Genomic DNA, 21,324 nt, shown 5'->3' with positions numbered 1-21,324 from the left:
GTGGGGGCATGGTCAGTTCTTCAGATAGCTGTGGCCGCGACAGGCCGTCAGCAGCAGGTTGAGCAAGAGGGCGAGGGTGAGCAGCACTATGCCGAGCGCCACCCCTTGGGTGAAGGCCCCTTTCTGGGTCTCCAGCGCGATGGCGGTGGGGATATTGCGGGTAAAGTGCAGGATATTGCCCCCCACCATCATGGAGCAGCCCACCTCGGTGACGATGCGGCTGAAGGCGCCGATGATGGCGGCCAGCAGGCCAAAGCGGCACTCGTGCATCAGGCCGATCAGCGCCTTGGGCCAGGAGACCCCCAGGGTCAGGGCGGTCTCCCAGGCGCGCCGGTCGCTCTGGACAAACGCCGCGTGGGCCATGGTAGCGATCACCGGGAAGGCGATCAGCATCTGCCCCACCACCATCGCCTGCTGGGTAAAGAGCAGCTTCCAGTCGCCAAAGGGGCCGGCCCGCGACAGCAGCATGTAGAGCAAGAGGCCAATCACCACAGTCGGCACCGATTGCAGGGTATTGATGCAGGAGAGCCAGAGCCAGCGGCCGGGCAGCGGCAGATAGGCCAGGGCAAAGCCCAGCAGCAAGGCGGGCAGCAGCACCAACAGCAGGGCGATGCAGGAGACGGAGAAGGAGACCCCCACCACCTGCCACAGTTCGGTGTCACCACTGAACAGCAGGGCGAGGGCCGCTAATGTCGTGTCGATCAATGTCGGCATCAGGCGCCTCCCTCAGCGAACCGGGGGAGGGCCATCAATGTCAGTTTAGCGGTCAGCGTTGCCATTATTTCCCGTTGGCATCCGCTACAAACAGCGCCTGACCGGCTACCTTGAAGTCGCCGATCAGCTTCTGGCCATGCTCGGAGATCAGCCAGTTTTTCAGGGTGCGCGCCCCTTCAGTGTTGAGATCCGGGTAGCGCTTGGGGTTGACCAGGATCACCTGATAGGGGTTGAACAGGCGCTTGTCACCCTCCAGCAGTACGGCGAGATCCAGCTTGCTCTGGTAGGCGAGCCAGGTGCCGCGGTCGGTGAGGGTGTAGGCACCCAGCTCGGAGGCCATGGTCAGGGTCGGGCCCATCCCCTGGCCGATGGATTTGTAGCCGGCAAACTCGGGTTTGACGTCAGCGGCTTGCCACAGGGTCTTCTCCTTGATGTGGGTACCGGACTCGTCACCGCGGGAGATAAAGGTCTGGCCCTGCTCCTTGATGGCTTGCAGCCCCTTGGCCGCGTCGTGCAATTTGGCCAGACCCGCCGGGTCGTTGGCCGGGCCGACGATAACGAAGTCGTTGTACATCAGGTGCACTGGCTCGATGCCAAAGCCTGCGTCGACAAACTTCTTCTCGGCAGAGGGGGCGTGGGTCATCACCAGATCCGCGTCGCCGTTCTCACCCATCTTCAGGCTCTGGCCGGTACCGGCCGCCATTACCTGCACCGGATAACCAGTCTCCTTGGTGAACTGGGGCAGCAGCCAGCCCAGCAGACCGGACTGCTCGGTGCTGGTGGTGGTGGCGAGGCGGATCGGCGCTTTTGTGGCATTAGTATCAGCTTCGGCGTGGGCCGCACCGGCGATCAGCAGGCTGGTGGCGAGGGAGAGGGCAAAACGTTTGAGGCTGGTTTTTATCGTCATCGTGATGCAACTTTTTCAGGGTGGCTGAGGAGAGGGCAAGAGTAAGCAAGCAGGGTGCCAAACTGTTCCTTTGCCGCTGTATTCACGGTTTGCCGTTTAAAAACAGAAGCTTATTAGAATCAATTAGGTGAGCTTGTTATCGCTTTTAATAATTGGTGTTGGTGCTTTTGATACGGTAAGGACAAAATGTCCCACTAAGGTTCCGGTTATCGGGACATTCACCGACCGTACGTGCATCCGAGGTACTTTTTTCCATGACACTCCCTCCCAGCCGCTGGTCTGCCCTCTCCCTGCTTATCGTTGACGATGAGCCCGGCATGCGCAGCTTTCTGGCCAAGGCGCTGGCCAAGCGTTTTGCCCAGATTGAGACTGCCGCCAGCGTGGAGGAGGCGGAAGCCCTGCGCTGCCGCCTTCACTTTGACCTTATCATCGCCGACATCCGGCTGCCGGGGCGCTCCGGCATCGAGTGGCATGAGGCCATAGACCCCGCCACCCGCCGCAGCGACATCATCTTCATGACCGGTTTTGGCGATATGGAGACCGCCCTCAAGGCGCTGCGCCTCGGCGCCAGCGACTTTATCCTCAAGCCTTTCAACCTCGATCAGATGGTGCAGGCGGTGGACAGAGTCATCGAGCGCCGCCAGATGGAGCGGGAGAACCTGCTGCTGCGCCGGGAGGTGAGCAAGCTGTTCCCGCCCACCCTGATTGGCGACAGTGCCAAGACCCGCGAGCTCAAGACGCTCATCGCCAGAGTAGCCCCCTCCAATGCCGCCGTATTGGTGGAGGGGGAGTCCGGCACCGGCAAGGAGCTGGTGGCCCGCGCCCTGCATCAACTCTCTGGCCGGATGGGGGCCTTTGTGCCCCTCAACTGCGCCTCCATCGCGCCGGAGCTGCTGGAAAGCGAGCTGTTTGGTCACGTGCAGGGGGCCTTTACCGGCGCCCGCAAGGGGCGCGACGGCCTGTTCCGGGTCGCCCATCAGGGCACCCTGTTTCTCGACGAGATCGGCGAGATGCCGCTCGCCATGCAGGCTTCCCTGTTGCGGGCGTTGGAACAGAAGGCCATCCGCCCGGTGGGGGCCGAGCGCGAATTGGCGGTGGATGTACGCATCGTTGCCGCCACCAACCGCAACCTCAAGGCCGAGGTGGAGGCGGGCCGCTTTCGCGAAGATCTCTTCTATCGCCTTAACGTGGTGGCGCTGCCGGTCGCCCCGTTGCGCGAACGCATCGACGATATCCCCGCGCTGGTACACCACTTCACCCGCCAGCTCACCGCCGAGATGGGGATGGGTTCCTTGAGCTGGACCCACGAGGATGTGGTGGCGATGCAGGCCTACCCCTGGCCCGGCAACGTGCGGGAGCTGCGCAACCTTATCGAGCGCTGCCTGCTGCTGGGCAAGCCCCCGGCGGATTACTGGCAGAGCAGCAAGCCTGCCGAACAGGGCGCGAGCGAGGAGGGCTATCCGCTGGCGTGGCCGCTGGCGGAGGTAGAAAAAGCCCACATCCTGCAAGTGGTGGCCAGCCATGATGGCAACAAGTCGGCCGCCTCCCGGGTGCTCGGGGTGGCGCGCAAGACGCTGGATCGCAAGTTCAAGGAGTGGGCCATCGAATGAGGAAGGCTAACTGGATGGGGGGGCGATGAAACTGACCCTGCTCTCCCGCTGTATGCGCGCCCTGTTGCCCCGTTGCGTCCGCACCAAGGTGCGCTGGCGCCTGCTGCTGCTCACCTCGGTGCCCATCATGCTCACTCTGGTGGGCATGATAGCGCTCACCCTCTACTGGACCCTCACCTACAGCTGGCAGAACCTGCTCACTACGGTGCGCAGCGATCTCGGGGTGGCCCATCACGCCATCACGGTGCAGCAGCAGCGCCAGACCGAGCATCTGGAGCATCTGCGCGATGCCTGGGCCTTTCAGCTGCGGCTGCGGGAATCGCCGGATCAGCTGCATGACTGGGTAATGCCGCTGGCGGCCAGCTATGGCCTCGATTTTCTGCGCTTGCGCCGCGGCCCCGAGCTGGATCAGCTGACGGCGCAGGAGCGCGCCGCCCTCACGGCTGGGCGCAGCGTCAGTCACTTTGTGGTCTGGTCGCAGCAGGAGATGCTCGCCCTCTCCCCGCAACTGGCCAAACGGGCCGTGCTGTGGCAGCGGGATGGCACCAGGGTGGTGGAGGACAGGGGGCTGATCAGCCTGTCACTGACCCCTGTGATGGGCCGCGACGGCTCCCTTTGGGCCGTGCTGGAGGGGGGCGAGCTTGTCAACGGCAGCACCCGGCTGGTGGATGAGCTCAAGGGGCAGGTGTTTGCCAAAAATACCCTGCCGGATGGCAGCGTTGGCACCGTCACCCTGTTTCTCGACGATCTGCGGGTGAGCACCAATGTGCCGGTCAGCAGCAGCCGTCAGGTGGGCCGGGCGGTGGGTACCCGGGTCTCGCCGCCGGTGCGCGAGCAGGTGCTGGGACGGGGGGAGATGTGGGTTGACCGCGCCTTCGTCCACGACGCCTGGTATGTCTCGGGCTACGAGCCGCTGCTGGGAGCCAGGGGCGAGCGGATCGGTATGCTCTATGTCGGTTTTCTCGAGTGGCCCATTATCCGTACCTACCTCACCAATCTGGTGGAGCTGGGGTCCGGCGTAGTGCTGCTGTTGCTGCTCTCCGGCCTGCTGGTCTATCGCGGCGCGCGGGATCTCTTCTCCCCCATCGAGCGGATGCACAAGGTGGTGCGGCAGGTGCAGGCCGGGGAGTCGGCTCGCATCGGCCCGCTGGCCCTCGATCCCGATCACGAGCTGGCCCAGCTCGGTCGCCAGTTTGACGCCATGCTGGACAGGCAAGAAGCGCACCAGCAGCAGATGGCCCGCAGTGCCGACGAGCTGGAGCAGAAGGTGGCCGAGCGTACCCAAAGTCTCGAGCAGAAGACCGCCGAGCTGGAAGATCATATCCATATGCTGACCGAGGCGCGCCAGCAGTTGCTGATCAGCGAGAAGCTGGCAGCCCTCGGCGAGCTCTCCGCCGGGGTGGCCCACGAGATCAACAACCCCTTGGCGGTGATCCTCGGCAATGTGGAGCTGATGAAGCTGGAGCTGGGGGAGGCGGCCGAGCCGGTCAGCGAGGAGCTGGCACTGGTGCTGGCCCAGATCGAGCGCATTCGTGCCATCACCCGCAGCCTGCTGCAATACTCTCGCCCCGGCGACTATGAGACGGCGCCTGTGTGGCAGCACCTCAATCCCATCATCGAGGAGAGCCTGACCCTGGTGCGCTCCGCCCTGCGTCAGCAGCAGGTGGAGCTGGTGGCCGATCTCAGGGCCCAGCAGCCCATTGAGGCGGATCGCCAGCAGCTGTTGCAAGTGCTGATAAACCTCCTGGTCAACGCCAGCCACGCGCTGGGGGAGCAGGGGGAGATCCGGGTCGAGAGCCGCGACTGGGTCGATGAACTGGGTCAGCTGCGCGGGGCCGAGGTACGGGTGATCGACAACGGTAGCGGCATCGAGGCGGCCATTATCGACAAGATCTTCGACCCCTTCTTCACCACCCGCGCTACCGGCACCGGTCTGGGGCTGGCCCTGAGCCACCGCATCATCAGCCGCTGGGGTGGCGAGCTCTTGGTGGACTCTACCCCGGGGCAGGGGAGCTGCTTTACTGTGCGGCTGCGCAGCCACGCCCTGCTACCCAGCGGCAGCGAGCCCGCGAAACTGGAAGGGTGGCGCATCGCCCTCAATGCCGAGGGGCGTGAGACAAGCGATTGAGGCGGTTATAAAAAGGCCCGTGATAAAAACAGCCCGTCAACATGGTTGGCGGGCTGTTTTGTCGGTGGGTGAGTGGTTATTTACTGCGGGCTCCACACCAGCTTGCCGCTTTGGGTCAGGTCATAGCCGCCGAGGCGGGCCGCCAGCTCGCGCCCCTCTGGGGATTGCAGCCAGCCGATCAACTGCTGCAGCAGGGTGCGAAAGAAGACCCCCTGCGGCATCACCAGATCGAAGCACTCCTGCGACAAGGGCATAAAGCCGAGGCCAAACTCGGTGGCGGTGCTCCGGGCGCCGGGCCCGACATCCGCATCGCCGCGGCTGATGGCGGCGGCCAGCTCCCGCTCGCTATTGACCTCGAGGGTGCGCTCCAGCCGGGTCAGCGACTCGCCTTGCGTTTGCAGCCACTCCTGCAGGGCGCGCTGGCTGCCGGCCCCCTCCTGGCGCATGGCCCAGCGCCAGTCGAGCGCCTCTTTCGCCTCCTTGGGTTGCAGCCCTTGCCGCAGCACCAGCCCCTGCACCCGCCGAAATCCATGAACGATCACCCATTGCCGGTGGCCCTGATACTGCTGCACCAGCGCCGGGTGGCGCAGGTGCGCCTCCTCGGCCTGCCCCCAGTGGATGGCGCACAGATCCACATGGCCGCGCGCCAGCATCGCCAGCCCCTGTCGGGTGCCGCACGGGGTGTAGCCCACCAGTGCCTGGGTGCCGAGCTGCTGTGCCAGCCGGCTGCTGGCGTAGTGCAGCAGCACGTCGTCCGAGCCCGCCAGCAGCAGCCGGTCGTTCATCACCCCCTCGTGGCAACTGCCGAGAAGCCAGCGATCTAGCAGGGATCGCGGAAACAGCCACTTGCCGGTCGCCTTGGTGGCGGGGATGCGCGCCTCGTTGGCGAGCTGGTAGACCTTCTTCTCGTTGAGATCGAGGTATTCCGCCACCTGCTTGACGTTCATAAACTCGTTCATGGTTTAATCCCGCATCCCGCGACCAGCCGGACTGGGCGCCAGCACCGGCGGCTTCTCGTCCAGCTCGATATGGTCGTGGCCGCTGAATACCTCGAAATGGCGCCCCTTGGCGCGGGCAATCATGGTTATACCGAGCTGACGGGCCAGATCCAGCCCCATCTGGGTGACACCAGAGCGTGACAGCAGCACCGGAATGCCCATCTGCGCCACCTTGATCACCATCTCCGAGGTGAGCCGCCCGGTGGTGTAGAAGATCTTGTCGTGGCCAGCCTCGCCGCGCATCCAGAGCTCACCCGCCAGGGTATCCACCGCATTGTGGCGCCCCACATCCTCGACAAAGGAGAGGATTTCGCTGCCGCGACAGATGGCGCAGCCATGGACGGCACCGGCCATCTTGTAGGTTTCGTTATGGGCCGACAGCGCTTTGAGCAGGGCGTAGAGGGTGCTCTGTTTAAGCTCGGGCGCCGCCAAAACCACCCCTTCGAGCTTCTTCATCACGCTGCCATACATGGTGCCCTGACCGCAGCCGGAGGTGACCGTCTTCTTCTCCAAGGATTTGTCGAGATCGGCGGCCTGCTGACTGCTCACCACGGCGGCGGCCTCGCTCTCCCAGTCGACGATCACCGATTCTATGGCTGCAATGTCCTCGATAAAGCCCTGATTTTTCAGATAACCCAACACCAGCGCCTCGGGGCGGGCCCCCAGCGTCATCAGGGTTACTATCTCCTTCCAGTTGAGGTAGACCGTCAGTGGCCGCTCACAGGCGATTTGGCGGGTGTTCATTGTGCCCTGCTCATCCATCACCTCGACGGCCATGGTGAGCTGGGCGGCAGCATTGCTTTTGATAAAGGTCGGTGTCATGGGCCCCTCGCGACCGGTTGCCGGGATCTAAGGGGAGGGATACAGCAAGTTTTGTTCCAGATTATGTAAAAATAATGTTTGTAGTTATAAAGTGAGGGAGAGCTCTAAAGTTTTAATTATGAATTTATTGGATTAAAAGTATGCCTTGGACGAGTTGTATGACCTAAATCATAATGCTGACATTATTTCTGTGAGGACATGAGAAATGTCAGATGATGAAATTGAATATGGCGCTATTTTAGTCGATACATCAATTTTTGATGGTAATGGATTAAAACTGGAAAAAGGGTTGTTGGGAAAACTGTCACAATTCAAAAAAAGCCCTATAGAATACATTTTACCCGATGTGGTGAAAAATGAAGTTCAGCGGCACTTAGAAAGTAAAATTAGTGCTTCACGTGCAGCTTTAGAAAAAGCCCTCAATGAGGCTGGTGACCATCTCTTCTTTGATGGTAGTGAATTGAATGATGCAAAGAAAATGCTTGTTGACAGTAAAGAGGTTAATGGACTCGCTGAGAGTCGGATGAATAAATTTATAGATTCCACAGGCGCTTTGGTTCTGGAAACTGGGAGTTACGTTTCAGTTTCTGACTTACTTTCTAAATATTTTTCCAATGAGCCACCATTTGCAGAGACAGGGAAAAAGAAAAATGAATTTCCTGACGCTATAGTTCTTATGGCTGTTGAAGCTTGGGCTGATAAGAATAACAAATATGTTCTAGCTATTGCCAAAGATGGAGATTGGAAAAATTTTTGTCAGAATTCAACGAGAATAAACTATCAAGATGATTTTTCTCGCGGTTTGGAAGTTTTTAACCAAACCAATGCACCATATACGTTGTTAGCAAATCTTGAGACAGCTTTAAATTCAGGTTCAGCCACGAAGTTTCTTGCTGAAATAAATTCTCTTTTAGAATCTGCTTTGGATGGATTTACACCAGATCAAGAAGCTGATTCAGCGTTTTATTGGGAAGCTGATGGTAGTCATGGCTGGTTCAAAGATTTCTCATTGCTTGAGCATGAGTTTCGTATAGTTGATAAGGATGAAGACTGGGTCGTGTTAGAAGCCTCCGCTAATATTGTTGTCGAGGCAGAGGGTGATTTTTCATTATCTGTATATGACTCTATTGATAGAGATCATGTATCGATGGGAGGAGTAACTGTACGAGTGGAGCGTGAGTTCGAGTCGGAAATTTTAATTACAATTTCTGGTGACCTAAATGGCCCGGTTGATGAACTATCTATAGATGAGGTTGAAATTGTAAGTCCTATAAATACCATCGACTTTGGATATATAGAACCAGAGTATGATGATTACGAAGAATAGTTTTGTATCATGGGCCAAATCGTAGGTTGGTGCTGAACGAAGTGAAGCCCAACGTTTACCGTGAACAGCCATATAAAGGCAATAATCGGATAATTCGGCCTTATTTGATTATTGCCATTCCCTCGAACAAGCACTGACGGATTGGTTTTATGTCGCATGTTGGGCTTCGCTGCGCTCTGCACCAACCTACGCCCGCGCCACCCCCATCGGCCACCAAACCGGCCTTGGCCCCACTCTTGCTAAGTCTTATCCCATTGATGGCCGTGGCCGCCCTGAATGTTCCCTCTGTGATCCACCCCGAACGGGGTGGATTACGGGGGAGGGCGGCCCGGCAGAGACCTTCTGATGGGAGCCGTGACAGTGCAAGAGACAACCAATACCTTGCCCCCGCAGCGCTGGCTGCAACTGGAGTTAAAGGCCATCGACAGCCAGGTTGGCCGCTGGCAGAGCCGCCGTTTCGAGATTGCGGCGATCCATCCCGCCGAACCCGAGGCTGCCGGTGCCTTGCCCCTTACCCTGTTTCGTGATGAGCGGGGGGATTATCGCTTCAATTTGAGCTCCGGTTCGCCCCGCCTGTTTGTCACCGGAAGCCGCGTGGACAATGGCTTTGTGGCCGATGGCCTCACCCTGAGCCAGACCGTGGCCGCCGCCTATATGGATGGCGAGCGGCAGGTGCTCTCCTGCCCGCTGCCCGAGGCGCTGCAAGCCTGGGTGGAGGCCTTTATCGGTCGTCACGGCGAGCTGCTGGAGGCCCGTCGCAAGGGCAAGAAGGGCAAGGGGCGGGCGCAGGATCAGCTGGGTGTCGATAGCCAGGATCAAGCCAGCTGCGGCGCCGTTAAAGCCACCTACCCCGATGGCCGCGAGCGTGGCAGTGACGCCGTAACCTGTGCCGTAAACAAGGCCGGAAACAGCGCCCATGAGTGAGTTCCTCAAGCGCTGGTCGTCACGCAAGAGTGAGGCGCGCAAGCATCAGGCATTGCAGCCAAGGGAAGAGGTTAGCCCCGAGGCGGTTGCTGCCCCCATCGAAGGCAGTAGCGAAGCTGAAACTCCAGATGCTGCGCTGGATAGCCCCGTAGTCAGCACTGACAAGGGGAGTAGGGAACCCCTTGCCGTTGAGAGGCTGGAGAGTGGCGAGTCGCAGCTGAAAACTGCTCAGCCGGGCAAGGCCAAACTCCCCGACAGGGAGGCGCTGCGGGCCATGTTTCGCAGCCATAAGCCGGATGGGCTCGACGACTACACCCAGGATTTCAGCCAGCCCGAATTGCTGCCTGCGGCCCTGACCGCCGGGCTGCGCAACTGGCTGGTGGATCAGGTAACCGCCCCGGAGAGCGAATCGACCAATCCGGCCAGCGGATCCGCTGAACCGGTGGCGCTTGTCAGCGAACCTGCCGCCGAGCCGCCCGAGTTGGCTGATAACCATTCTCAAACCCACACCGACGATCGGGACATTTTGGTTTCCTCTGGTGGACAAAATGTCCCAACCAAAGGTGGGGGAATGGAACCCTCAGGATCCTGACTCCCTGTCAGTCACTTTTTTTCCGGGGGAGTTGGCTCGCCTCTTGCTCTCTCGGCTTACCAACAAGCGCCCATCCCATGAGGTGGCGCGCGCAGGAGTGTATGTGAGCACTGAACAAACATTGCCAAATCTGAGCCCAAATCTGGCCTCCAATCTTGCCCATGGGGCGGGGGCGGCCGAGCATAACGCGCGCGCTCGCGCCTATGCCCTGCAGCATACGGTCAAGACCGACAACCTGATCCCGGCCACTGTCTCTTACCAGAGCCAGGGGCGCCTGCTGCTGGTCGGCCCGGAGGATCGGATTCGCCGCGCCGCCAGCCGGCTGCCCGCCGGGGTGAAGCCCACCCTGCTGGTGAGCGAAGCGGTCCACGATGCCGAGGCGGCCGATCTTGAAGCCATTTTCGATGCCACCGTATCCCTCGTGGCCCTGACCCTGCGCGAACCGAGCCTGACAGGGTATCTCGGCCAGTTCCAGCTTACCGGCCTCAATGGGCAGGGTGAGCGGGTTAACCTAGCTGCGCTCTGTTTTCCACAACAAGCGACGGTGGGGAACGAACCGCGCTTTGATCTGGTGGCTGATCTGGGCCGCGCCCCGCTCTTTGCGCTGGAGCGCCCGCCGGTGGGCTATCTGCATCTGGCCGATGACGCTGACTTGGCCGAACGGCTTGCCGAGCTCTGTGCGCTGACCGGTATCTTCGACAAGCCGCGCTATTTTCGCCTCGACCCCGAGGCCTGCGCCTTTACCGCCCGTGGCGTGCCCGGTTGCAGCCGCTGCCTCGATGTTTGCCCGACCGATGCGCTCAAGCCCATCAATGGTCGCATCCAGATCGATCCCCATCTCTGTCAGGGCTTTGGTAGCTGCGCCTCGGCTTGTCCGACCGGGGCGATTGCCTATCACCAGCCTGATGCCAACACCTGCGGCGACTACCTGCTGCGATTGCTCAAGCATTATCGGGAGGCGGGCGGCGACGCGCCTCAGTTGCTGATCGCCGGTGAAAACGAGCGCGAATGGGTGGAAGCCGAACTCACCCGCCTGCCCGCCAACTGGCTGCCGCTCTGGGTGGAGGAGAGCGCGAGTTTGGGTATCGAGAGCTGGTTCGCCGCCCTTGCCTATGGCGCCAGCGCGGTGCGCATCGTGCTGGGCGATGATGCCCCCGCAAGCGTCCGTGCACTGGTTGAGCGGGAACTGGCGAGCGCCGCCGTGCTGCTGGTGGGCGCCGGTCTCGCTGCCGATCGCATCGCCCTGTTTAACCCGGATGCCGAGCAAGATAAGCCGATCTCCGGCCTGCCAACCGTTGCCCTGCTGGACAAGCCGCTGAAAGGGGATAAACGGGAGAATCTGTTTGCCGCCTTCGATGCCCTCTGGCAGGCCAACGAAGGGAGCCGCGAGCCGCTGGCGGTGCCCCACGGCGCCCCTTACGGCAGTGTGGAATTGAAAGAAGCTGACTGCACCCTCTGCATGGGCTGCGTGGCGGTCTGCCCGAGCCGAGCTCTGCATGCGGTGGGGCATGCGCCCGGCCTCAACTTTATCGAGCAGGACTGCATCCAGTGCGGCATGTGCGAAAAGGCGTGCCCCGAGCAGGCCATCGTACTGGTGCCCCGCCTGCAACCCGTGCCCGAGGCACGCCGCGCCGTGCAGAGCCTCAAAGCCGAAGAGGCTGCCTGCTGCATTCGCTGCGGCAAGCCGTTCGCGCCCGCCTCGATGATCCGCCGCATCCAGCAAAAACTGGCCGGTCACTCCCACTTCCAGAACGAGGCCGCCCAGCGGCTGCTGATGTGCGAGGACTGTCGGGTCAAGGATGTGTTTGCGGCGCTGGCGGCGGATCCCGTCTCCCAGCTCAAGTTGTGAGGGCCAGTGATGAGTGAACAACATAACGAAAAGGCTGGCGAACTGACCATGACCGAACTGGAACAGAGCAGCGCCGATCTCTACGCCCTGCTGGCAAGCCTCTGGCGCGCCGCTCCCCGTGGCGAACAGCTTGCCTGGCTGCAAGGGTTGCAGCCGATGCCGGGCCCCTTTGCCAGAGGGCTCGGACTGGTGCAGCTGGCGGCCAGCAGCCACCACGAAAACGAGCTTGCCGAGGAGTATCAGGATCTCTTTATCGGGCTGGGGCGCGGGGAAATCGTGCCGTTTGCCTCCTGGTATCTCACTGGCTCCCTGATGGAGCTGCCGCTGGCGGTGCTGCGCGCAGATCTGCAGTCCCTCGGTTTCGAGCGCCAGAGCGGAGTGTGCGAGCCGGAAGATCATCTCGCCGCCCTCTGTGAGGTGATGGCGGTACTGATTGGCGAGCAACACCCGGAGCGCAACCGCTTCTATGAGCGCCACCTTGCCCCCTGGGTACTCGCCTGCTGCCGCGATCAGCAACAGGCGAAAGGGGGCAGCTTCTACCGGGCGGTCGGCGCCCTTGCCGAAGATTTCTTCAAGCTGGAAAACGAATTGCGCCTGCCGTTTGGCGCCTGCGTGGTGCCGGGCTGAACGCCCTTATCTGCGCATAACAAGAGCTGCGCATAACACAACGAGCAGACGAGATATCCCATTGGACGCGAAGCTGGCGCGCAGGCGCCAGCAAGAACAACAACAGAGGTCACAAGAATGAGCGATGAACAGCTGAAAGACCCGTCCCGCCGCAATCTGATCAAGGGAGTTGGCGTGGTCGCCACCATAGGCGTGCTGGCCGGTGCCACCGGTCGGGTGGTGGGTAAAGAGGTGCTGACCCACGACACCGAGCCTGACAAGGGCTATCGGGAGACCCCCCATGTTCACGACTTTTATCGCACCCTGCGCGGCACCGACTGAGCCGGATCAGTGAAGGAGAACTCATGAAACTGACAAAACGTGCCGAGCAGCCCCAAGTGGGCGAGCAGGGCAATGAGGCCATTCGCGGTCAGGGGCTGACCCGCCGCGCCTTTATGGTCAACTCGGGTCTGGTGGCCGGTGGCGCCGTGGCCGCCGGTTGGCTGGCCCCTGCCATGATGCAGCGGGCCGAGGCCAAAACCGTGGCGGCCGACGTGCCGGTCGAGGTGAAGCGCACCATCTGCTCCCACTGCTCGGTGGGCTGTGGCGTCTATGCCGAGGTGCAGAACGGTGTCTGGACCGGTCAGGAGCCAGCATTCGATCACCCCTTCAACCTTGGCGGTCACTGCGCCAAAGGGGCGGCCCTGCGCGAGCACGGCCACGGTGAGCGTCGCCTCAAGTACCCGATGAAGCTGGTGGGCGGCAAGTGGCAACGCATCAGCTGGGATCAGGCCATCGAAGAGGTAGGCAATGAAGTGCTGCGCCTTCGCAAGGAGTCCGGCCCCGACAGCGTCTACTGGCTCGGTTCCGCCAAGCACTCCAACGAGCAGGCCTACCTGTTTCGCAAGATGGCCTCCCTGTGGGGCACCAACAACGTGGATCACCAGGCGCGGATCTGCCACTCCACCACGGTGGCCGGGGTAGCCAACACCTGGGGCTACGGCGCCATGACCAACAGCCTGAACGACATGCACAACAGCAAGTCGATCATGTTTATCGGCTCCAACCCGGCGGAGGCCCACCCGGTCGCCATGCAGCACATCCTGCTGGCGAAAGAGCGCAATGGCTGCAAGATCCTGGTGGTCGACCCGCGCCGTACCCGCACCGCCGCCAAGGCGGACATGTACCTCTCCCTGCGCCCGGGTACCGACGTCGCCTTTATCTGGGGCATGCTCTGGCACATCTTCAAGAACGGCTGGGAAGACAAAGAGTTCATCCGCACCCGCGTCTATGGCATGGACGAGGTGCAAAAAGAGGTGGCGCGCTGGACTCCGGCGGAAGTTGAGCGGGTTACCGGCCTCAACGAGCAGCAGGTCTATGGCGCAGCCAAGCTGCTGGCCGACAACCGTCCCGGCTGCGTGGTCTGGTGTATGGGCGGTACCCAGCACACCACAGGCAACAACAATACCCGCGCATACTGCATCCTCGAACTGGCCCTCGGCAACGTGGGCAAGAGCGGGGCGGGCACCAACATCTTCCGCGGTCACGACAACGTGCAGGGCGCCACCGACTTTGGCGTCACCTCAGACTCCCTGCCCGGCTACTACGGGCTGGAAGAGGGCTCCTGGAAGCACTGGGCCCGGGTGTGGGATGTGGATTACGAGTGGATCAAGGCGCGCTTCGACAACAAGGCCTACAACGGCAAGTTGCCGATGAACAATAACGGCATTCCGGTCTCCCGCTGGGTGGATGGGGTGCTGGAGAACGCCGATCTGATCGAGCAGGGCTCCAACATCCGCGCCATGTTCTACTGGGGCCATGCGGTCAACTCCCAGACTCGCGGCCCCGAGATGAAGAAGGCGATGCAAAAGCTCGACATGATGGTGATTGTCGACCCATATCCCACAGTCGCTGCCGTCATGAACGATCGTACCGACGGCGTCTACCTGCTGCCGGCCACCACCCAGTTCGAGACCTATGGTTCCGTCACCGCCACCAACCGCTCCATGCAGTGGCGTGACAAGGTGATAGAACCCCTGTTCGAATCCAAGGTCGACCACGAGATCATGTATCTGCTGAGCAAGAAGCTAGGTTTTGCCGACCAGCTGTTCAAGCACATCAAGGTGGAGAACAACCAGCCACTGCTGGAAGACATTACCCGCGAATACAACCGCGGCATGTGGAGTGTGGGCTACACCGGCCAGAGCCCGGAGCGGCTCAAGGCGCACCAGCAGAACTGGCACACCTTCCACAAGACCAACCTCAAGGCCGAAGGGGGCCCGGTCAGTGGCGAAGTGTATGGTCTGCCCTGGCCCTGCTGGGGTACCCCTGAGATGAAGCACCCCGGCAGCCACATTCTCTACGACACCAGCATTCCGGTGTCGGAAGGGGGCGGTGGTTTCCGCGCCCGTTTCGGCATCGAGTATCAGGGCGTCTCGCTGCTCGCCGAAGACTCCTGGCCGAAAGGGAGCGAGGTGGAAGACGGTTATCCCGAGATCACTGCCGACCTGATGAAACAGCTTGGCTGGTGGGATGAGCTGACCGAGGCCGAGAAGAAAGAGGCCGAGGGCAAGAACTGGAAGACCGATCTCTCCGGCGGTATCCAGCGGGTGGCCATCAAGCACGGCTTCGTGCCCTACGGCAACGCCAAGGCGCGCTGCGTGGTGTGGACTTTCCCGGATCAGGTGCCCAAGCACCGCGAGCCGCTCTATACCCCGCGCCGCGACTTGCTGGCTGACTACGCCACCTGGCCTGATTCGAAGAGTCTGTGGCGCTTGCCGACCCAGTATGCCTCGGTGCAGGAGAAGGATGTCAGCAAGGAGTTCCCGATCATCCTCACCTCCGGCCGTCTGGTGGAGTACGAGGGGGGCGGCGACGAGACCCGCTCCAACCCCTGGCTCGCCGAGCTGCAGCAGGAGATGTTCGTCGAGATGAACCCGGCGGATGCCAACGACGTCGGCGTGCGCGACGGTCAGGATGTGTGGGTTGAGGGGCCGGAAGGGGGCCGGGTCAAGGTCAAGGCGCTGGTGACCCCGCGGGTCAAGCCGGGGCTCGCCTTTATGCCGTTCCACTTCGGCGGCCACTTCGAGGGCAAGGATCTGCGATCCAAATATCCGGAAGGGTCTGACCCCTATGTGCTGGGGGAGTCGGTCAACATAGTCACCACCTATGGTTATGACCCGGTCACCCAGATGCAGGAGACCAAGGTCACCCTGTGCCGTTTTCGCAAAGTAGGAGCCTGATCCCATGGCCAGAATGAAATTCATGTGTGACACCAAGCGCTGCATCGAGTGCAACGGCTGTGTGACGGCGTGCAAGAACGAGAACGACGATGCCCTCGAGTGGGGCATCCAGCGCCGCCGGGTGGTGACCCTCAACGACGGCCTGCCGGGGGAGACCTCCATCTCGGTCGCCTGCATGCACTGCACCGACGCCCCCTGCATGGCGGTCTGCCCGGCCGACTGCTTCTATCACACCGACGACGGCATAGTGCTGCACAACAAGGATCTCTGCATCGGTTGCGGCTACTGCCTGTTTGCCTGCCCGTTCGGGGCGCCCCAGTTCCCGAAGACCGCCGCCTTTGGCGATCGGGGCAAGATGGACAAGTGCACCTTCTGCGCCGGTGGCCCGGAAGAGGATCACAGCGAAGCGGAGCGCCAGAAGTACGGTGCCAACCGCATCGCCGAGGGCAAGCTGCCCATGTGTGCCGAGCTCTGCTCCACCAAGGCACTGCTGGCAGGGGATGCGCAGGTGATCTCCGACATCTTCCGCGAGCGGGTTGCCTATCGCGGTGCCAAGGATGCCGCCTGGGGTAACGGCGATGAGCTGTTCCACGACGCCAGCAAGCTGAACAAGCAGGGAGGGGCAGCATGAAAACCTGGCTAATGGCCCTGTTTGCTGCCCTGCTGCTGGTGAGTACCGCAAGTTTCGCCGATGCCGAGAAAGAGACGGTCGGCTTTGCCGGCGCCGATTACTGGCGGGCGGTGAAGGATGGGCAGGAGGGGGTGACCACCTCCCGCTCGCCGGAGCACGGGGTGCTTATCTCGGTGCCGGGCCAGCTCTGGTTCGAGGTGAAGACCAAGTGGGTGTCGCCGCTGGGTGCCATCGCCATCTTCGGATCGCTTGCCATGTGCGGCCTGATGTACTGGGCGGTGGGGCCGACCAAGCTCTCCAAACCGCGTACCGGGCGCAAGCTCAAACGCTGGAGCCGGCTGGATCGGGCGCTGCACTGGACCACGGCGGCCATGTTCCTGACCCTCTCCGGGTCAGGGCTGGCCATCATCTATGGCAAGTACTTCATCAAGCCGGTGGTGAGCATGGGGGTGTGGGAGAACTGGATCTGGTTCGCCAAGGTGTTCCACAACTACGTGGGGCCGCTCTTCTTCCTCTGCTTGCTCGGTGTACTCATCAAGTGGTTCCGCCACAACATCGTCAACATGGTGGATGTGCAGTGGTTTATGAAGGCTGGCGGCATGCTGGGGCCCCACAAGGGGAGTCACCCCTCGGCGGGCTTCTCCAACGGCGGCGAGAAGGCGATCTTCTGGCTACTGATCTGGTTTGGCGGCATCGTCGTGGCGACCGGGCTGTTCCTCGACTTCCCCATCTTCGGCCAGCTGCGCCGTCAGATGGAGTGGGCCAGCTTTATCCATATCGTAGGCGCCTTGATCCTTATCTGCGGCTTTATCTTCCATATCTACATGGGTCTGTTCCAGCTGGAAGGGGCGCTGGAGGGGATGGTGACCGGCGAGGTGGACGAGACCTGGGCCAAGGAGCACCACGACCTCTGGTATGAAGAGGTGAAACACACTCTCGATGAGCCCAAGGCGGGCAAATCAAGCTGATGGTCGACAAAGAGTAAAGAGAAGGGGCGCTGCGGCGCCCCTTTTGATGGCGGGTCGATCGTGATGGTAAATTGATTGAGCGATGCCGCAAACGGCGATGGTTTTTTGGGCCACCTTGAGCAACAGTAACAGGGGTTCCATTCACACAAGGGATGACAAATGATGAGAAAAGCATGGCTGGCAGCGGTATGTGCATCTGCGCTATTCGGTGGTATTGCGGGCGTGGCGCAGGCGGCTGACGGGATCAAGACCCAGCAGGTGCAGTTCAAGAAGGGGGAGTCAGGGGCAACCATCAACGGCACCATTCAAGGTAGCCAGACCCTCGATTACAAGCTGACGGCCAACAAGGGCCAGAGCATGGTGGTGATCCTGACCGGCAAGCCCTACTTCAATATTCTGCCGCCGGGCAGCAAGGGGGAGGCGATGTTTATCGGCTCTACGGAAGGGAACAACTTTGAGGCAACCCTGCCCGCCAAGGGCACTTATACCATTCGGGTCTACCAGATGGGGGCGGCCGAGAGCAGCAAGGCCAAGACGCCGTTCAAGCTGGAAGTGGGCATCAGCGGCTAATGCCAGCAGCTGACAAGCATCACAGAGGTGGCGGCCACAAAGGGCCGCCACCGTTGTTTTATCCCCTCTGTTTTTGCCTCGCCAAGGTTAATAGCCCCCCCGGGCCAGCCGTTCGAAGTAGCGCTTATAACGTCCGCTGGCGATGGCCTGCTGCAACTGCTGATTGAACTGATCCCGCAGTTTGGCTGAATCCGGCATTTTGCGCGGGAACATCACGAAGCTGTCGTTGCGCAGAAAAGGGGTCTGACTGTGGGTGATGAGTGCCGCGCTGGCGGGGTCGAGCTGGCTCTGCAACTCGGCCAGACCGACTCGCAGCTCTTGCGGATAGAGGTCGATCCGCCCGCGCAGCAGCTTGCCGAAATTCTGTTTCACGTCGGTGACTTTCTGTTGGGTTACCTTGCCATCGACCACCATCTTGTCCAGATCTGGCCCGTAGCTATAGGCGATATCGCCCCCCAACCGCATGCCGATGATCTGCTCAAGGCGCTCGGCTTGCAGCTGCCGTGATTTGAGGGAGAAGAAGACAAACTGCTCCTGCAGCACCGCTTCGCTGAACAGAAAATCCTGCTCCCGCTCCGGTTTGTGCATCCAGACGGCGGTGGCGTCGTAGAGCTGGCTGTTGGCCGCCAGCGAATAGACCCGGCCCCAGGGGGCGAAGTGGAACTTCACCTCATAGCCCGCCTCCTTGAACAGATCGCTGATAAGGTGGGCCACGGGACCGTGCTGTTTTGACTGCTCGGAGACGAAAGGGGGCCATTCACCCACGATGATGTTCAGTTCTCTCCCTTGTGCGGCGAGAGCTGACTGGCAGGCAAGCAGTTGTGACAGGGCAAGGAGCAGTATCAGACGCATGGCGAGAGGAGGCAAAAGCTGGCTGAAAAAGTCGAGGGCATCAGGTCACTCCCGGCTGCTGCATGGTGAAACGTTGCGGAATTGATCGCAATGCTAGCATGAGTCTCATTCCTCTCCGTGGATATTTATCACTCGGGGAGCGAGATGAGCGGATTTTGGCCACAGGGTATGCCCAAGCTCACAAAACCGATCGAGTAAACGTCATATGATTGATTTCATTATGAGTCTTGCTCTCCTGCCGAACGGCAATTTCACGTAAATCAAAGAGAATGACTATGGCTACCGGACAATATCTGCTGTGGAAAGATGCACAGGGAGAGGATTTTCGCCCCGTTGCACTGACCGGCACTGATCTGCTTAACAATCGATACCTCAACAAGGGCACGGCCTTTACCGAACAGGAGCGGGCCGATTTTGATCTCGATGGTTTGCTGCCGCCTCAGGTACAAACCTTTGAAGCCCAGCTCGAGCGAGTGTATGAGGGGTTCAAGAGCGCTTGCAGCGATATCGAGAAGTACCAGAACCTGCGTGCTCTGCAGGATCGCAACGAGACTCTCTTCTATGCCCTGTTGTCACGCCATGTGGAGGAGATGACTCCCTACATCTATACCCCGACCGTGGGCAAGGCGTGCCAGGAGTTCAGCCACCGCTTCCAGAAGCCGCGCGGCCTCTACATCACCCCGGACAACGTAGATGATATGGGCAGTCAGGCCCGTCACTTCGATGCCAAATCGATCCGCATCATAGTCGTCACCGACAGCCAGGGCATTCTGGGGATCGGCGACCAGGGTGTTGGTGGCATGGGGATCCCCATCGGCAAGCTGGCGCTCTATACCCTTGGGGCCGGTATTCACCCCGCCTGCTGCATGCCCATCGCGCTGGATGTGGGCACCGACAACCAGAAACTGCTCGATGATCCCATGTATCTGGGCCGCCCCCACAAGCGTATTCGTGGCAAGGAGTACGAAGAGTTCATCGACAAGTTCGTGCAGGGGGTCAAGCGCCACTTCCCCAACGCCGTGCTGCAGTGGGAAGACTTCAGCAAATCCAACGCCTTCAACAATCTGGCCCGCTACCAGCAGGCACTGCCATCATTCAACGATGACATTCAGGGCACCGGTGCCGTGGTGCTGGCCGGTATCATAGGCGCGGTCAAGGTCAAGGGGGAGACCCTGGGCCAGCAGAACTATCTGGTCTATGGCGCTGGCGCTGGCGGGGTTGGTGTCGCGGATCAGGTCTGCGCGGGGATGATCCGTGAGGGGATGGATCCGCAGGCCGCGCGGGATCGCATCTACATCCTGGATACCCAGGGGCTGGTGTGCGACAACCGCGAGGGACTTGACGAGTACAAGCGTCGTTACGCCAAACCGGGGCTGCTGCTGGCAGGCTGGGACACCGAGGTGCCCGGCAAGGCCAATCTTGCCGATGTACTGCGTCATGTGCCCATTACCGTGTTGCTGGGTACCAGTGGCTCGGGCGGTGCCTTCCAGGAAGAACACATCCAGCTGATGCTGCAGCATTGCGAGCGCCCCATGGTGTTCCCGCTCTCCAACCCGACCGCCAACTGTGAAGCGCTGCCGGAGGATATCTACCGCTGGAGCAAGGGCAAGGCGATCGTGGCGACCGGTAGTCCCTTCAAGGACGTGAGCTACGAGGGGCAGGAGTTCCGGGTGGGGCAGGGCAACAACGTCTTTATCTTCCCCGGTGTAGGTCTGGCGGCCATCGTCAGCCAGATCCGCGAGATCAGCCCGGATATCTTCACCACCGCCGCCTTTGCGCTGGCCGAGTGCGTAAGCGAAGAGGATCTGGCCAAGGGAGCCGTCTATCCGCGTATTCGCGAACTGCGCAACATCTCGGTGCATGTGGCCACCGCCGTGCTCAAGGATATCGTGCGTCGGGATCCGTCCCACCCGCTGATCGGGCAGGATCTGCATCAGCATATCCTCAACCACATGTGGGAGCCGGTTTACCTGCCCTATCGTCGGGTATAACCGCGTATTCACCGCCCCGATAAAGGGTCGGTAAAGATGACAAGGGGGTAGCGCTGCTACCCCCTTTCGTTTACCCCGTGGCATTCACTAAGTTCGCAATGGTCGCCAGCGCCCTTGCTGATTGCGACAGGCGGTATCCTGCCACTGCTGACTGGCCTGGCCGATATAGAGTTGCTCGCGATAGTCGCGACACCACTCCCCGCTGGCATGGCGGAAGGTGCGTAGCGGCGTGACGCTGCCCGAGTGACGATTAGCCGGATTGAACCAGGTGAGGCTCTGCCCTTTGGTACGGGTTTCCAGCGCCTTGGCAAGGGCCTGATTGGCCAGTTGAACATCTGCCTTATCCATCTGATGGTAAAGCGGCGGAGTGTCGACCGTGGCGCAGCCAGTGAGGCCGAGCAGGAGGAGTGGTAACAGATATCGCATCATGGTTGCCCCTGTTGGCGAAAACCGTTGTTGAGCAGCACCCGCTCCTGCTCATCGGTAAGCACTTGCTGGCGATCATCGACCGTGCCGTCACCTCTTAGTTTGTTGCCGTTGGCATCGACAGCATCCACACCGTTGTCATCGACCGTGCCATCACCTCTTAGTTT

The 21,324-nt window shown here is 60.9% G+C and carries 19 protein-coding genes; 13 read left to right on the top strand and 6 right to left on the bottom strand.

The annotated features are described in order from the left end of the window. Window positions 1–12: 12 nt before the first annotated feature. Both G5137_RS19505 and G5137_RS19500 read right to left on the bottom strand, forming a co-directional pair. Entirely contained in the window at window positions 13–714 is a 702-nt protein-coding gene (locus G5137_RS19505; protein WP_019446238.1) for an ABC transporter permease, read from the bottom strand. A gap of 64 nt (window positions 715–778) precedes the next feature. After that, on the bottom strand, window positions 779–1,621 hold the full coding sequence (locus tag G5137_RS19500; RefSeq protein ID WP_421255841.1) for a substrate-binding domain-containing protein: 843 nt from the start codon (window positions 1,619–1,621) through the stop codon (window positions 779–781). Between the two features lie 254 nt (window positions 1,622–1,875). Between G5137_RS19500 and G5137_RS19495 the strand changes: the two genes are divergently transcribed. Next, a complete protein-coding gene (locus tag G5137_RS19495) occupies window positions 1,876–3,231 on the top strand; it encodes a sigma-54-dependent transcriptional regulator (RefSeq protein ID WP_058055711.1) in 1,356 nt (451 codons plus the stop codon). Between the two features lie 25 nt (window positions 3,232–3,256). Then, entirely contained in the window at window positions 3,257–5,359 is a 2,103-nt protein-coding gene (locus tag G5137_RS19490; protein WP_421255840.1) for a sensor histidine kinase, read from the top strand. Window positions 5,360–5,439: 80 nt separating this feature from the next. Here the strand turns inward: G5137_RS19490 and G5137_RS19485 are convergent, their stop codons facing one another. Together G5137_RS19485 and G5137_RS19480 are read right to left on the bottom strand one after the other, a co-directional pair. Then, window positions 5,440–6,306, bottom strand: a complete 867-nt coding sequence (locus tag G5137_RS19485) for a substrate-binding domain-containing protein (RefSeq protein WP_421255849.1) — start codon at window positions 6,304–6,306, stop codon at window positions 5,440–5,442. 15 nt (window positions 6,307–6,321) lie between these two features. Further along, window positions 6,322–7,179, bottom strand: coding sequence for a formate dehydrogenase accessory sulfurtransferase FdhD (locus G5137_RS19480; RefSeq protein WP_236271236.1), 858 nt, complete (start codon window positions 7,177–7,179; stop codon window positions 6,322–6,324). A gap of 205 nt (window positions 7,180–7,384) precedes the next feature. On the opposite strand from G5137_RS19480, the gene G5137_RS19475 reads away from it, so the two are divergent. From G5137_RS19475 to G5137_RS19430, 10 genes are all read left to right on the top strand, one after another. Further along, window positions 7,385–8,506, top strand: a complete 1,122-nt coding sequence (locus G5137_RS19475; protein WP_236271237.1) for a PIN domain-containing protein — start codon at window positions 7,385–7,387, stop codon at window positions 8,504–8,506. A gap of 345 nt (window positions 8,507–8,851) precedes the next feature. Further along, entirely contained in the window at window positions 8,852–9,430 is a 579-nt protein-coding gene (locus G5137_RS19470) for a DUF3305 domain-containing protein (protein ID WP_421255839.1), read from the top strand. Continuing rightward, complete coding sequence (locus G5137_RS19465; protein WP_421255838.1) at window positions 9,423–10,022, top strand: DUF3306 domain-containing protein; 600 nt, start codon at window positions 9,423–9,425, stop codon at window positions 10,020–10,022. Before G5137_RS19470 ends, G5137_RS19465 begins: the two co-directional genes overlap by 8 nt. A 103-nt stretch (window positions 10,023–10,125) precedes the next feature. Further along, window positions 10,126–11,871 carry a 4Fe-4S dicluster domain-containing protein gene (locus G5137_RS19460; protein ID WP_216953127.1) on the top strand — a complete coding sequence of 582 codons (1,746 nt, stop codon included), beginning with the start codon at window positions 10,126–10,128 and terminating at the stop codon, window positions 11,869–11,871. A gap of 9 nt (window positions 11,872–11,880) precedes the next feature. Further along, window positions 11,881–12,498, top strand: coding sequence for a TorD/DmsD family molecular chaperone (locus G5137_RS19455; protein WP_058058400.1), 618 nt, complete (start codon window positions 11,881–11,883; stop codon window positions 12,496–12,498). Window positions 12,499–12,615: 117 nt separating this feature from the next. Then, window positions 12,616–12,819, top strand: coding sequence for a transcriptional initiation protein Tat (locus tag G5137_RS19450; protein WP_005303194.1), 204 nt, complete (start codon window positions 12,616–12,618; stop codon window positions 12,817–12,819). A gap of 23 nt (window positions 12,820–12,842) precedes the next feature. After that, window positions 12,843–15,719: a formate dehydrogenase subunit alpha gene (locus G5137_RS19445; protein WP_421255837.1), complete on the top strand. Its 2,877-nt coding sequence runs from the start codon at window positions 12,843–12,845 to the stop codon at window positions 15,717–15,719. 4 nt (window positions 15,720–15,723) lie between these two features. Then, on the top strand, window positions 15,724–16,350 hold the full coding sequence (fdh3B, locus tag G5137_RS19440) for a formate dehydrogenase FDH3 subunit beta (protein ID WP_005334799.1): 627 nt from the start codon (window positions 15,724–15,726) through the stop codon (window positions 16,348–16,350). After that, window positions 16,347–17,318 carry a formate dehydrogenase subunit gamma gene (locus tag G5137_RS19435; RefSeq protein ID WP_421255836.1) on the top strand — a complete coding sequence of 324 codons (972 nt, stop codon included), beginning with the start codon at window positions 16,347–16,349 and terminating at the stop codon, window positions 17,316–17,318. The genes fdh3B and G5137_RS19435 overlap by 4 nt, the downstream gene beginning before the upstream one ends. Window positions 17,319–17,477: 159 nt before the next feature. After that, window positions 17,478–17,888: a hypothetical protein gene (locus tag G5137_RS19430; RefSeq protein WP_013723543.1), complete on the top strand. Its 411-nt coding sequence runs from the start codon at window positions 17,478–17,480 to the stop codon at window positions 17,886–17,888. 87 nt (window positions 17,889–17,975) lie between these two features. Here G5137_RS19430 and G5137_RS19425 read toward each other — a convergent pair whose 3' ends face one another. Then, entirely contained in the window at window positions 17,976–18,653 is a 678-nt protein-coding gene (locus G5137_RS19425) for a substrate-binding periplasmic protein (RefSeq protein ID WP_421255835.1), read from the bottom strand. Between the two features lie 362 nt (window positions 18,654–19,015). Here G5137_RS19425 and G5137_RS19420 point away from each other — a divergent pair, with 362 nt between their 5' ends. After that, window positions 19,016–20,731, top strand: a complete 1,716-nt coding sequence (locus G5137_RS19420; protein WP_421255834.1) for an NAD-dependent malic enzyme — start codon at window positions 19,016–19,018, stop codon at window positions 20,729–20,731. An 87-nt stretch (window positions 20,732–20,818) separates the two neighbouring features. Here the strand turns inward: G5137_RS19420 and G5137_RS19415 are convergent, their stop codons facing one another. Next, window positions 20,819–21,160 (bottom strand): RT0821/Lpp0805 family surface protein, encoded by a 342-nt coding sequence (locus tag G5137_RS19415; RefSeq protein ID WP_216953134.1) that lies wholly within the window; start codon window positions 21,158–21,160, stop codon window positions 20,819–20,821. Window positions 21,161–21,324: the final 164 nt, after the last annotated feature.

This window comes from Aeromonas sp. 600282 (assembly GCF_049175755.1).
Classification (GTDB): domain Bacteria; phylum Pseudomonadota; class Gammaproteobacteria; order Enterobacterales; family Aeromonadaceae; genus Aeromonas; species Aeromonas veronii_A.
Note: the sequence above shows the minus strand (reverse complement) of the source record. Positions and strands in the feature narration are given on the sequence as shown.